At 36.9% G+C, this 14192-nt stretch carries 11 protein-coding genes and 1 other annotated feature; of the genes, 5 read left to right on the top strand and 6 right to left on the bottom strand.

The genetic code is table 11. The annotated features are described in order from the left end of the window. Positions 1 to 2 precede the first annotated feature (2 nt). The 4 genes from pgsA to yfmF are packed head-to-tail and all read right to left on the bottom strand — an operon-like array spanning position 3 to position 4003. Entirely contained in the window at positions 3 to 545 is a 543-nt protein-coding gene (gene pgsA, locus HMPREF2877_RS03240) for a CDP-diacylglycerol--glycerol-3-phosphate 3-phosphatidyltransferase (RefSeq protein ID WP_002885640.1), read from the bottom strand. Positions 546 to 557: 12 nt separating this feature from the next. Beyond that, complete coding sequence (locus HMPREF2877_RS03235) at positions 558 to 1415, bottom strand: helix-turn-helix domain-containing protein (RefSeq protein WP_013991336.1); 858 nt, start codon at positions 1413 to 1415, stop codon at positions 558 to 560. A 58-nt stretch (positions 1416 to 1473) separates the two neighbouring features. Then, entirely contained in the window at positions 1474 to 2751 is a 1278-nt protein-coding gene (yfmH, locus tag HMPREF2877_RS03230; RefSeq protein WP_070578650.1) for an EF-P 5-aminopentanol modification-associated protein YfmH, read from the bottom strand. A gap of 1 nt (position 2752) precedes the next feature. Further along, complete coding sequence (gene yfmF / locus HMPREF2877_RS03225) at positions 2753 to 4003, bottom strand: EF-P 5-aminopentanol modification-associated protein YfmF (protein WP_045769305.1); 1251 nt, start codon at positions 4001 to 4003, stop codon at positions 2753 to 2755. 77 nt (positions 4004 to 4080) lie between these two features. Between yfmF and yaaA the strand changes: the two genes are divergently transcribed. Further along, positions 4081 to 4458: a S4 domain-containing protein YaaA gene (gene yaaA / locus HMPREF2877_RS03220; RefSeq protein WP_014635201.1), complete on the top strand. Its 378-nt coding sequence runs from the start codon at positions 4081 to 4083 to the stop codon at positions 4456 to 4458. Between the two features lie 2 nt (positions 4459 to 4460). After that, entirely contained in the window at positions 4461 to 5561 is a 1101-nt protein-coding gene (gene recF, locus HMPREF2877_RS03215; RefSeq protein WP_045769304.1) for a DNA replication/repair protein RecF, read from the top strand. A 182-nt stretch (positions 5562 to 5743) separates the two neighbouring features. Here recF and guaB read toward each other — a convergent pair whose 3' ends face one another. Together guaB and trpS are read right to left on the bottom strand one after the other, a co-directional pair. Next, positions 5744 to 7225 carry an IMP dehydrogenase gene (guaB, locus tag HMPREF2877_RS03210; RefSeq protein ID WP_013991341.1) on the bottom strand — a complete coding sequence of 494 codons (1482 nt, stop codon included), beginning with the start codon at positions 7223 to 7225 and terminating at the stop codon, positions 5744 to 5746. 178 nt (positions 7226 to 7403) lie between these two features. Further along, on the bottom strand, positions 7404 to 8426 hold the full coding sequence (gene trpS, locus HMPREF2877_RS03205; protein WP_002883969.1) for a tryptophan--tRNA ligase: 1023 nt from the start codon (positions 8424 to 8426) through the stop codon (positions 7404 to 7406). A 44-nt stretch (positions 8427 to 8470) separates the two neighbouring features. Beyond that, positions 8471 to 8710 (bottom strand) — a binding site (T-box leader). 144 nt (positions 8711 to 8854) lie between these two features. Here trpS and HMPREF2877_RS03200 point away from each other — a divergent pair. The 3 genes from HMPREF2877_RS03200 (at position 8855) to HMPREF2877_RS03190 (ending at position 14060) form a co-directional block, all read left to right on the top strand. Beyond that, on the top strand, positions 8855 to 9727 hold the full coding sequence (locus HMPREF2877_RS03200; protein ID WP_002883963.1) for a YitT family protein: 873 nt from the start codon (positions 8855 to 8857) through the stop codon (positions 9725 to 9727). Between the two features lie 66 nt (positions 9728 to 9793). Continuing rightward, the gene (locus tag HMPREF2877_RS03195; protein ID WP_014635203.1) at positions 9794 to 11416 is read left to right on the top strand and encodes an ABC-F family ATP-binding cassette domain-containing protein; all 1623 of its coding nucleotides are present in this window, start codon (positions 9794 to 9796) and stop codon (positions 11414 to 11416) included. A gap of 49 nt (positions 11417 to 11465) precedes the next feature. Further along, positions 11466 to 14060: a YfhO family protein gene (locus HMPREF2877_RS03190; protein WP_049528176.1), complete on the top strand. Its 2595-nt coding sequence runs from the start codon at positions 11466 to 11468 to the stop codon at positions 14058 to 14060. The last annotated feature ends 132 nt before the right edge of the window (positions 14061 to 14192 follow it).

The following is a 14192-nucleotide window of genomic DNA, read 5'->3' as shown; positions in this document are numbered from 1 at the left end:
TACTATTTGAAAGTATCCTTAAATAAGAAACCTGCACCTTTGAAATAATCATAGCCTGAGTAAATTGTAAAGAACAAAGCAATATAAAGCATAATTGTTCCTACAAAATGCAGATGACACAATAATAGAATAATAGATAACATCTGAGTCACTGTCTTAATCTTACCAGGCATAGCTGCAGCGAGAACTGTACCACCATTCTCCACTAATAAAAGACGAAGACCTGTGACTGCAAGCTCACGACAGATAATAACTGAAACCACCCAGGCTGGTGCTTGATTAATACCGACTAACATAATAAATGCTGACATCACTAGCATCTTATCTGCCAATGGGTCTGCAAATTTCCCGAAATTAGTAACAACATGCCATTTTCGTGCCAAATAGCCATCTAAATAATCTGTAATACTGGCAATAGCGAAGACAACCGCCGCAGCAATATGCATGACATTACTTGACGCAAGTGATGTCATCAGTAAAAAGATAGGAATCAAAACAATTCTAGCAAGTGTCAATAAATTAGGTAAATTTTCTTTTTTAAACATTTCTTCTCGATTCTATTGGATTCTTAATGTGAGGTAGCTAGGTGTATTTTTATCTAATTGAGATAAATCAAGTGACTCCCCATTTACCTTTAGAGTTACTTTTGAAGATTGAGCAATAATAATTTGAGTTGGTTTAGTTTTACCAGAAAAATCTAAAGAGTATTTTGAATTTTTCGTTTTTGAAAGGAGGTAACTCTCTGAAGTATCTGAGTTATCTACTGAAAACCATGTGTCATCACTATCTTTTGATAACTCCACATCTAAAACTACTGAAGAATTTACATTGGAGAAATCAACCATTAGTTGATTACCTTGAGTTGTCGTTGTAACATTTGCCCCCGAAACGGTAACCTCAGAAATGCTTCGTGACGATTTAGCCTTACTAGCCGTCGACAGATGATTAACTGTAGAGATAGTATTTGGTTTTATCACTTGAGGTTGATTAGAAAGATGTCTAACAATAATATAACCTACTGAGCAGATGATAAGTAACGAAACCGCACTAAGCACTAGTAAAGGTAGATAGTTAGACTTTCTTTTTTCTTCACGTTTATGCTTTAAAAAGCGTGACATGGGAGCTTTAGCAGCTAAGGTATCTTCCTTACGTTCAACTGGTTTCTTCTCTTTTTTTAGTTTTTGCTCATTCTGTCTCTGCTCCTCAAACAGACGTTTTCCATCTAAACCAACCGAAGTGGCATACTTTTCAAGCGCCTCTTGCTGAATGTCCTCTGGCAAAGCCTTAAGTTGATCCATTTCCATAGCCAGAAGAAACTGGGCTTCGACTCCAGAAAATTTTTCTACATCATACAAACTTAACTCTTTCTTTATACGCGCTGCACGTAATTGCTCACCTAGAGAGTGTAACTTCATTTTTCCCCTTTCTAATATTCTTCTTTGTTTTCGTGTCTCTATTATAGCAAATAATCACTTATTTAGGGAAGACAACAAAATCGGTAATCTCCATATTTGAGAGATAGTGATTCAAAAAATCCTTCAACTCCTTGGAAGTAATGCTCATCAGTTCCTGACCAAAATCAAAGTATGTTTTATCATTCTCAAAATACGCTAAATATTGGCTCCCTAAATTCTGGATATTGTCTAGACTACGTAAAAATTCACCATACAAGGCTTTCTTTTGTAAATCCAATGCTTCTTCCGTCAACAATCGTTTTTTATCTGCCGATGTCATCACTTGACGAATTAAACTTGACATACGGATAGGCTCTGCAGTGTCCATAGTCATAACGACAAATGAATATCGATTAGATACCTCGTATTCAATTGACACAGACTCGTCTATTTTTCCTTCAGCATACCAATTTTGATAATAAGGAGACGTCCAGCCAAACAGTAAATTGAACAATAACTGTACCAGTATATTTTCTCTCATACGATTATCAGTAAAAGGAACACTCTTAAAACCAATGGCTAGTTTTGAGATGAATATCTCCATTTGAAGACTATCTAATTTTTGGATATCTGACTCAATAGGGTGCTTTTCTTTCTCGACTATTCTCTCAGGTGGTGTAAACTTACTTTGTTTTTCATTGACAAGAGTGTAAATGTTTCCAACATCAAAATCGCCCACTAAGACGAGATGACAGTTTGCTGGCCTGTAAAAGCAATCAAAATTATCTTTTAAGTCCTTTACAGTAATTTCTTCAATGCTATCAACACTTCCAGCAATATCTTGTCCTAATATAGTATTAGGATACAAACTTTGTAAACAACCTAGATAAACTCTGTAGTCAGGATCATCCTGATACATATTTATCTCTTGTTCAATAATTCTTTTTTCATGATTGACAGCATCTTCAGAACTTGTAAAGCTCGATGTAAACTTTAATAAAAGCTCTAAAGACTCCTCAAAGTGGTCAAGGGTAGAAAAATAATATGTTGTCTTCTCCAATGTTGTAAAAGCATTGACATCAGCTCCAAGCTTGACAAAATCCAATGTCACATCCCTTCCCTGCTCATCCTCAAATAGCTTGTGTTCAAGAAAATGAGCAATACCTGCAGGGTAAGATTGTGACTCACCATCAATATAAAAGTGATTATCTAGCGCCCCAAAATTTGTTGACAAAAAGGCGGCTTTTTCTACAAATCCTTTTTTCTTAATGATTGATAAAGACATACCATTATCTAAAATTGCTGAATAAACTTCTTCATCAATTTTTTGATAATAACGTTTCTTCAAAGCAGCCATTTTAAGACACTCCTTCTAAAAAGAACAAACTCTGTAGCTTAACTTGACGCGCTACACGGCAAACATCTTTTTTAGTAACCTTCTCAATCTCATCTAACCAATTCTCCAATGAAAGACTTTTATCGCCAAAAATCACCTTATTAAAACGTTGTTCCACTAATGTTAAGGCATGATCTTCAGAGAGTAGGGCATTCATTCGTATGATTTTTTTGGTTTGATTCAGGAGAGAACTTGAAAAACGTCCTAATTTAATGTAATTCAATTCTCTACTAATTCCTCGCATAGCCTGATTTCTATTAGATTTTTCAATTCCAGCGTAAACTTCCAGTAAACCTGTAAAGATATCAAATTGACTACTAATTGAATAAGCCAACCCTTCCTTTTCTCTAAGTGTTGTAAACAAGGCTGAATGGGCAAATTCACCGAACATGGCATTGAATACAATTAAAGCAAAGTAATCTTTATCTCCATATTGACACGGAAATTGGTACCCTAGCTGTAAAATAGATTGACTACTCTGTCTAGGTTCTATCTTTTCTTTCACAACGTTGACATAAGGTTGACTATAGCTAAACTGTAAATCAACTTGACGTCCCTCCAAAGGAAAACGATGTAACGCTTGGAGTACTTGATAATCATCAAATTCACCAACCATAAAGATATCAATACGATCTCTTGTCAACATGCTTTGAAATTCTTGATAAGCTGTAAACGAGGTTTCTACTTCAACAAGTTCTGCTTGACCATATTTGGGAACTTTCAATCCCTCGTTTACAAAATAAAGCTCTCTTCCTTTAACTTCACTGTAATAGTAATTATTCTCTGTATCAACGTCCAGGTAGGTCATTAAATTTTGTTTTTCTATGTCAAATACTTTATTTTGGTATTGAGCTACTCTTGACAGTGGCTTGTAAAGACAATCTTTCAAAAATCCTAGCACTTCCCAAAATAATCCTTCATTCGTAGGAATAAAAGCATCTTTCAGATATGTCAACTCGATGTCAACGCTATGTGTCAACCCTTTAGTTGACACTCTAGTTGACAACTGTGTTCCATAAAGAGAAGCTAGTCTCTCTTTAAAAGACTGTACTGTTGGATACGTCTGATTGGCTGTAGCCAACATTTGTGAAACTAGGGCTCGTTTAGCAATTGTTTGTTTATTCAAAGAACCTGTCATTCGAAAAACAATACGATTAGTTTTATATTTTTGTGTTGGAATGAAGTGTACATAGACACCATCAGCAATTTTCATTGATAACCTCTAAAAAGTTTATGCTTCCAATTATACCATTTTTATGCTATCTTATCTCAAGAGAAAGTTGAGGTACTATGGAATATAAATTATTTGATGAATACATCACACTGCAGGCACTTTTAAAAGAATTAAGTATCATTCATAGTGGCGGAGCTATAAAAGGTTTCTTGGCTAATAATACCGTTTTATTCAACGGTGAGGATGAAAAACGTCGTGGAAAAAAACTTCGTTATGGAGATGTTATTACCATTCCGTCTGAGGAACTTGAAATAACGATTGTAGCTCCAACGACAAATGAAATTGAAGAACATCAAAAAGAAGTCGCTGAAAAAGCACGTGTTGCTGCCATTGTTAAAAAAATGAATCAGGATAATAAAAAGAAACAAAAAGCACATCCGTCAAAAGAAAGCAATAAAACTAAACGAAAACCCGTTCGTTTTCCAGGAACCTAACTATGTGGCTCGAAAAAATTGATATTCAACACTTTAGAAATTATACTGAAGCCTCTGTGAGCTTCTCACCTCATCTCAATATTTTTCTTGGTCGCAACGCTCAAGGAAAAACAAATATTCTTGAGGCAATCTATTTTCTAGCATTGACACGTAGTCATCGGACCCGTTCAGATAAGGAACTGATTCAATTTCAGCAAAATGCTCTCAAACTGAACGGCATTGTGCATCGTTATAGTGGGAAGCTACCTCTGGAAATCAGTTTATCTAATAAAGGACGCATAACAAAGGTCAACCATCTCAAACAAGCTAAATTATCCGATTATATCGGTCACATGACGGTGGTGCTCTTTGCTCCTGAGGATTTACAACTTATAAAAGGATCTCCAAGCCTAAGGCGTAAATTTATAGATATTGATTTAGGACAGATTAAGCCTGTTTATCTCTCAGACTTATCAAGTTATAATCATGTACTCAAACAACGTAATGCCTATCTCAAATCTACTGACAATGTAGACATTAATTTCCTCTCAGTGTTAGATGAACAGCTTTCCGATTTTGGAGCACGAGTTATCGAACATAGACTAGAATTTATCAAGCAATTAGAGGAGGAGGCAGATAGACATCATAGTAACCTCTCAAATCATATAGAGCGCCTTAAAATCTCCTACGAATCTAATATTCCACTGGAAAATAACAAAGTTATTCGCGAATCATTTTTAACCACGTTAAAGCAAAATCACAAAAGAGATATCTTCAAAAAGAACACTGGTGTTGGTCCACATAGGGATGATTTGACATTTTACATCAATGACATGAACGCATCTTTCGGCAGTCAGGGGCAGCAACGTAGCCTCATTCTTTCTTTAAAAATGGCTGAGATTGCTCTGATAAAAAAAGTAACAGGTGAATTTCCTATTCTTCTCCTCGATGATGTCATGAGTGAGCTTGACAACCACCGTCAACTTAAACTGTTAGAAAGTATTGACGAAGAGGTTCAAACCTTCATGACGACAACTTCACTTGATCATCTGAGTAACCTACCACCTGATTTAAAGACCTTCTTAGTCAAGAATGGTAATATTTATGAAAAACAAGTCGATTAAATGGCTTGTTTTTCTATTTTTTGGCAATTGACAGATGTGACAAGCATCACCTAATAAGTTGTAAAACCTTTCAGCCTAAATCCTTTATTAACAACTATACTCAAGTAAATACGTTGTAAACTTATTGTAAATACCTCTGTAAACATAAAAGTACTTATCTGAGATAAGTACTTTTATGTTTATTAATGAGCTGAGTAGTTAGGCGCCTCGTTAGTAATTTGAACATCATGAGGGTGACTTTCAATAAGTCCTGCACCTGACATTTCAACAAACTGAGCTTTATCATGTAAAGCCTGGATGTCTTCTGCACCTGTATACCCCATACCTGCACGGATACCGCCAATCAATTGGAATACAATATCAGCAGCAGAACCTTTATAAGCTACACGGCCTTCAATTCCTTCTGGAACAAGTTTATTCGCTTCATTAACTGCACCTTGGAAGTAACGATCGCTTGATCCCTTCTTCATCGCTGCAATTGATCCCATACCACGGTATGATTTATATTTACGACCTTGGAAAATCTCAGTTTCACCTGGTGCTTCATCAGTACCAGCAAACATAGAACCAAGCATTACAGCATTACCACCTGCTGCAAGAGCTTTTACAATATCACCTGAGTATTTGATACCACCATCAGCAATGATTGTTTTTCCGTATTCACGCGCAACACTAGCAGCATCGTAAATAGCAGTGACTTGAGGAACACCTACACCCGCAACCACACGTGTTGTACAAATAGAACCTGGTCCGATACCTACTTTAACGACATCGACACCTGCTTCATATAGTGCGCGGGCACCTTCAGCTGTTGCAATATTTCCTGCAATCAAAGTACGGTCTGGGAAGTGGGCACGAATTTCAGCAATTTTACGAAGAACACCTGCTGAATGACCATGTGCAGTATCAATGACAATAGCATCTGCGCCTGCTTCAAAGAGAGCTTCTGCACGTTCAAAGGTATCAGAAGTAACCCCTACAGCACCTGCTACCAAAAGACGACCGAACTCATCCTTAGCTGCATTAGGAAACTCGATAACTTTTTCGATATCCTTAATAGTAATGAGTCCTGACAAACGACCTTCTTCATCAACTAGAGGTAGCTTTTCAATACGATGCTCATGGAGAATACTTTCAGCTGTTTCAAGATCTGTTCCAACTGGAGCAGTGACCAATTTTTCAGAAGTCATGTGTTCTGAAATTGGAGTATCGTAATTAGAGATAAAACGCATATCACGGTTTGTGATAATACCAACCAATTTACGATTTTCAAGTGTCTCAACAATTGGAACCCCTGAAATACGGTAACGTTGCATCAACTCTTCAGCTTCAGCAACTTTATTTTCAGGCGTTAAGAAGAATGGATCAATGATGACACCATTTTCAGAGCGCTTTACTTTTCGAACTTCTTCAGCTTGTTCCGCAATAGACATATTTTTGTGAATGACACCCAAACCACCTGCACGAGCAATTGAGATAGCCATCTTACTATCTGTTACCGTATCCATGGCTGCAGTGATAATTGGGATATTTAATGTCAAATTTTTAGCCAATTTCGTCTTCAAGTTGACGTTGTTTGGTAGAACATGACTTTCCGCAGGAATAAGCAATACGTCATCAAAAGTGTAACCTTTTTTCAAGAATTTAGTGTCCCAATTTGACATTATAATCGTCCTCTTTTCTCAAAGTTTTGAGGTACAGAAACCCCAGTCTATTTTTTAATTGATAATATCATATCATGCTAAAATGATTTGTCAACAGATTTCGCATAAGATTCTAAGAAAACCTTTTTCCAAATAAAAATAGGGCTCCAGATTATCTTGAGTCCCTACTTTTTATTTCTTAAAAATAATTAATTCCCATTGCTTCTTTTACTTCTGCCAATGTTTGTCCAGCAACTTCACGCGCTGCTTGACTACCTTTTTCAAGCATACGGAAAACTTCTCCCATATCCTTGGCATATTCTAAACGGCGTTCACGAATTGGAGCTAACTCACGTTCTAAGATTTCTAGAAGATAACGTTTTGTCTTCACATCTCCTAAACCACCTCGTTGATAATGTTCTTTCATTTCAGCAATTGTAGTAGCATCCTCTTCGCGACCAAAGATATCAAGATAATGGAAAACCATATTACCTTCAATTTGGCCTGGATCTTCCACACGAATATGATTTGGATCCGTATACATGCTCATGACTTTTTTACGAACAGTGTCCTCATCATCTGAAAGGAAGATACCATTACCCAAGGATTTAGACATCTTAGCATTACCGTCTAGACCTGGAAGGCGTCCTGCAGCTTCATTTTCAGGGTAGATTCCCTCTGGCTCAACCAAAATATCACAATTATAAGTATGATTGAAGCTACGTGCAATTTCACGTGTCTGCTCAATCATTGGCTTTTGGTCATTACCTACAGGAACATAATTTGCTTTAAAGGCCGTGATATCAGCTGCCTGAGAAATTGGATAAACTAGAAAGCCTGTTGGAATCGATTCTCCGAAACCTTTTTGAGCAATTTCCGTCTTAACCGTTGGGTTACGCTCTAAACGTGCCAATGAAACTAGGTTCATATAATACATAGTCAACTCAGCCAACTCAGGAATCTGACTTTGAATGAAAATAGTTGACTTCGCTGGATCCAAACCTACAGAGAGATAATCTAAAGCAACATTCCCAATTGATTCTTTGATGATCTCTGACTCTTTTGCGTGATCCGTAAGAGCTTGCTGATCAGCCAAGAAGACAAACATGTTATATTTATCTTCGTTTTGTAAAAGGACACGATTTTTTAAACTACCAACATAGTGTCCTAGATGAAGTTTCCCTGTTGGACGGTCTCCCGTCAAAATAATAGGTTTCGTCATATAATTACCTCTCTAATACAAAAAAATCCCCACGCAAAAACATGCGTGAGGGCGTTAATCACTTTTGATACGCGGTACCACCTCAGTTGATAACTCTTTCTGCAGCTATCATCTCAAACCTTCTCAACAAAGAAGTTGCACGATAAGGGGTGCCAAACCTAACGTTTATGTGTTCACGTTAATCGTCAATTCTCTTCAGCCCATTCATTCCACCTTCATACTGGTTTTCAGCAACCACCAGCTCTCTATAAAAAAGGATAGAATTACTCTTCTGATGACTATTATTCTACATTGTTTTATCTATTTTTGTCAAGATTATGTTTCTAGTTTCACGTGAAACACAACCTCAGATACAACCAAAATAGTCATTACTTGACGGAAACTTAAAAAGACTTGATAATAAGAATATCATTTCTAGGAGATAATATATGAAACGTCGAATAATAGACATACTTTTAGTTACACTCGGTTCTTTTATTGCTGCGGTTGGCTATAACTCACTTTTAGTTAAGAATAATATTGCTTCAGGTGGTGTCGGAGGACTAGCCATTAGTTTAAACGCCCTTTTTGGTTGGAATAATGCTAACTTCGTCTTAGCAACAACCATCCCTTTGTTAATTTTATGTTGGTTCTTTCTTGGACGCGAAGTTCTCCTAAAAACCTTCTATGGGTCTCTTGTCTTCCCAACTTTTATTAAATTAACTGAGGGCTTACCTACACTCACCAAACAACCTTTGTTGGCTGCTATTTTTGGTGGGATTGTATTAGGGCTAGGACTAGGAATAGTCTTCTATGGAAATTCCTCAACTGGAGGAACTGGAATTATCACACAAATTCTCAACAAATATACGCCACTCCCACTAGGAATGGTACTACTTATTGTCGATGGGATCATTGTCGCAATCAGTGCTATTGCCTTTCCTCCTGATACTGTTATGTATTCCATTCTCTCACTTGGAGTTGTTTCTCTTACAATTGATAAAATGATGGTCGGACTCAATTCATCACGAAATCTTCTAATCATTTCGCAAAATAGTGAACAAATCCTAAACTACATCACTAGAGTGGCTGATCGAGGAGCAACAAAAATCCCAGTTCTTGGTGGACATACCGGACATGCACAAAATATGATTATGACTACCTTGTCAACTCATGAGGTTCCAAAAGTCCAAGAAGAAATCCAAAAAATAGATGAAACTGCCTTTATCGTCATTGTTCCTGCTTCTACAGTTATGGGACGTGGATTTAGCCTCCAAAAAGATTACCAAAGAGTTCCAAATGACTTTATTAATCCCTTGTAAAATCGATTGAAATAAAGTCTAATTTCTCGTAAAATAGTAGTTAAGAATAAAAATAAAGGATATTATATGCTTACTGTATCAGATGTATCGCTTCGTTTTAGCGATCGTAAACTTTTTGATGATGTTAACATTGCCTTCACGCCAGGTAATACTTATGGTCTTATCGGTGCTAATGGTGCTGGTAAATCCACTTTTTTGAAAATTTTAGCTGGTGATATTGAACCAACAACAGGGCACATCTCGCTTGGTCCTGATGAACGTCTTTCTGTCCTTCGTCAGAACCACTTTGACTATGAAGAAGAACGCGTTATCGATGTTGTTATTATGGGGAATGAACGCCTCTACGATATCATGAAAGAAAAAGATGCCATCTACATGAAAGAAGATTTTTCAGATGAAGATGGTGTCCGTGCTGCTGAATTAGAAGGACTCTTTGCTGAATTAGGTGGTTGGGAAGCTGAAAGCGAAGCCTCACAATTACTTCAGAATCTAAATATCCCAGAAGACCTTCACTATCAAAACATGAGTGAATTGGCTAATGGTGACAAGGTGAAAGTGCTCCTTGCAAAAGCACTCTTTGGTAAACCTGATGTACTTCTTCTTGACGAACCTACCAATGGTCTTGATATCCAGTCTATCTCTTGGCTTGAAGATTTCTTGATTGATTTTGAAAATACAGTCATTGTCGTATCCCATGACCGTCACTTCTTGAATAAGGTGTGTACGCATATGGCCGACCTTGACTTTGGTAAAATCAAACTCTATGTCGGTAACTATGACTTCTGGAAACAATCTTCAGAATTGGCTGCACGCTTGCAGGCTGACCGTAATGCCAAAGCAGAAGAAAAAATTAAGGAACTTCAAGAATTCGTTGCTCGTTTCTCTGCCAACGCTTCAAAATCTAAACAAGCGACTTCTCGTAAGAAAATGCTTGATAAAATTGAGCTAGAAGAAATCGTCCCATCAAGTCGTAAATACCCATTCATCAATTTCAAAGCAGAGCGTGAAATCGGTAATGACCTTCTAACAGTTGAAAATCTCACTGTTAAGATGGATGGTGAGACTATTCTTGACAATATTAGTTTCATCTTACGACCAGGAGATAAGACTGCCATCATCGGTCAAAACGATATTCAAACAACTGCATTGATTCGTGCTCTTGCCGGTGATATTGACTACGAAGGTACAATCAAATGGGGTGTTACTACTAGCCGTTCTTACCTTCCAAAAGACAATTCTAAAGACTTTGCATCCGGTGAATCAATTCTCGAATGGCTCCGTCAATTTGCCGAAAAAGGTGAAGATGACGATACCTTCTTGCGTGGATTCCTTGGGCGTATGCTCTTCTCAGGGGATGAGGTTAATAAATCTGTTAGTGTTCTCTCAGGGGGAGAAAAGGTACGTGTCATGCTTTCTAAACTCATGCTTTTGAAATCTAACGTCCTTCTTCTAGATGATCCTACTAATCACTTGGATTTGGAATCAATCTCAAGTCTGAATGATGGCGTCCGTGACTTCAAAGAGTCTGTTATCTTTGCCAGTCATGACCATGAATTTATCCAAACAATAGCGAACCACATCGTAGTTGTTTCTAAAAATGGGGTTATTGACCGTATTGATGAAACTTATGATGAGTTCCTTGAAAATGAAGAAGTGCAAGCTAAAGTCAAAGCACTATGGGCTGATTAAACTATAAAAAGATGCAGGTTGGGATATCCCAACCTGTCTTAGTATCATTATGACAAATAAAAAATACCATACGACTTTATTATTTTATCTGGCTGCTTTTTTCTTGCCAGTACTAATCATGATAGGGGTGCTGTATAGCCAAAAAATCTATCCTGGTAGTGAGCGGACTATTTTAACAAGTGATGGATTTCATCAGTATGTGATTTTTGCAACTGGACTTCGGAATATACTTCATGGAGATGGGAGCCTCTTTTACACCTTTACAAGTGGTCTAGGGCTTAATTTCTATGCTTTAACAAGCTATTACCTAGGTTCCTTCTTGTCTCCACTTTACTATTTCTTTACTGTCAACCAAATGGCCGATGCTTTTTATTATATAACACTACTTAAATTCGGGCTTATTGGGTTATCAGGAGCTTTTAGTTTTAAGCGGCTCTTTACAAAAGTGTCAAGAAGTTTCATCCTATGTCTTTCTACAGGATTTGCTTTGATGAGCTTCGCTACCAGTCAGTTAGAAATTAATACCTGGCTAGATGCCTTTATTCTAGCACCTCTAATCATATTAGGTTTACATCTCTTACTAAGATTCAATAAACGGGGCTTATACTTTTTTAGCCTAACCTGTCTTTTTATCCAAAATTACTATTTTGGTTATATGATGGCTATTTTCCTAACCCTTTACACCATAGTACAATTGGTAACTATCAAGGGATGGAAGAGTAAGATTCTTCATTTCATAGACTTTGGAATTGTCTCTATACTCGCTGGTTTAAGTAGTGCTGTCATGTTACTACCTACACTACTTGACTTGACCACACATGGTGAAAAGTTTACAGGTGCGTCAAGTTTGTTGACAGAGTCCACCTATTATTTTGACTTCTTTGCGAAAAATCTCGTTGGAGTTTACGATACTACTAAATTTGGATCAATCCCTATGATCTATGTTGGAATCTTACCTTTGATTCTTTTTCTACTTTTCTTTATTAGTAGGGAAGTCAAGCTATCATTACGTATAGGTTATCTCCTATTAGTAGCTTTCTTTATCGCTAGCTTCTACTTACAGCCTCTTGATTTGTTTTGGCAAGGCATGCATGCACCCAACATGTTTCTCCATCGCTATTCTTGGCTCCTATCTCTCCTAATTGTTCTTTTGGCAGGAGAAACACTCAACCGAATTAAAAACTTTTCTTTTAAAAGACTCCTCCTATCTTTCTTAGGATTGAGTACCGCTTACTTACTAACTTGGATTTTCCAATCTCACTATAGCTTTATTGAATCTGTCTCCTGGCTATTAAGCTTAGCATTTCTTCTAGCCTATGCCATTCTATTTATTAGCTATTTTAGACAGCAAATTCCTGGGAGTGTTTTTCGCTGTTTCACCTTCTTATTCTGCATTTTTGAGCTTGCATTAAGTACTTACTATGTTGTTGGAGCTCTGGGAAATGAGTGGGTATTCCCAACTCGTGAAGGCTATCTACGAAATATGTCTGCCATTACAAAACTAGTTTCAGATACTAAGCAAGCGAATAAGACTTTTTACCGTACTGAAAGGTTAGAGGCTCAAACCGGTAACGACAGTATGAAATTCAACTATAATGGTATCTCTCAGTTTTCATCCATTCGAAATACTGCTTCAAGCTCAACACTCGATAGGTTAGGCTTCAAATCTGAAGGGACTAATTTAAACCTACGTTACCAAAATAACACCATTATCGCTGATAGTCTCTTCGGAATAAAATATAATTTATCGAACTTTGACCTTAATAAGTATGGTTTTAATCACGTAACTTCTGAAAAAACAATAGGGCTTTATCAAAATAATAATGCAAGCCAGCTTGCTATCTTAACTGATGGTATTTACAAGAATATTGACTTCACTGTCAATACGCTTGACAATCAAACTAGCTTGCTAAATGCTCTATCTGGACTTAACTTAACATATTTTAAACGAGCTCCATCTCAACTATTTGATCAAGATGCTAAGTCTTTGAATCAGCGCGTGGCTAAAAACGTTAGCAACTCGAATAAAGATTTTGTAACAATCACCTATCGAGTTATCGCTCCACCACATAGTCAACTCTATGTTAGTATTCCTAACATTTCTTGGTCCGATGACAATAACCACTCTCTGTCAATTACTGTAAATGGTGTGACAAGGAATCAAGTTACTGACAATACCTTTGATTTCTTCGATCTTGGCTACTTTGAAACAGAATCAATGGTTACCATCAAACTTAGTTTTCCTGGCAATAAAGCAATATCCTTTGATAATCCTAGTTTTTATGCCCTTGATACTCAAAACTATCAGATAGCTATGGATACTATTAATGAACGTGATAGCAAGGTTACGACGTCAAATAATAAAGTGTTCGTTGATTATAGTAGTAAAACGAATGCCTCACTATTCTTCACCATTCCATACGATAAGGGGTGGACAGCGACCATAAATCATAAAAAAGTTAAGATTCATAGAGCTCAAAAGGGGTTCATGAAAGTCGATGTCCCTAGTGGGAAAGGTAAAGTTGTTCTAACCTTCATTCCCTATGGTCTTAAGACAGGTTTATTGATTAGTCTATTGGCAAGTATCATATTTTGTTGCTACGCTTATTTCATCAGAAAAATAACCGTTATTCAAAACAGCTGATTATCTTAAATAAAATTAAATAGGTTTGGAACAATTGTTCCAGACCTATTTATCTTTGGGTACAAAAAAACTCAAGCTATACAACTTGAGGTGTCTTATCACTCCGCCAGTAGGACTCGAACCTACGACATC

This window comes from Streptococcus sp. HMSC072D03 (assembly GCF_001812855.1).
GTDB classification, from domain to species: Bacteria; Bacillota; Bacilli; order Lactobacillales; family Streptococcaceae; genus Streptococcus; species Streptococcus salivarius_D.
The sequence above is the reverse complement of the archived record's forward strand: the minus strand, read 5'-3'. Positions and strand labels throughout refer to the sequence as shown.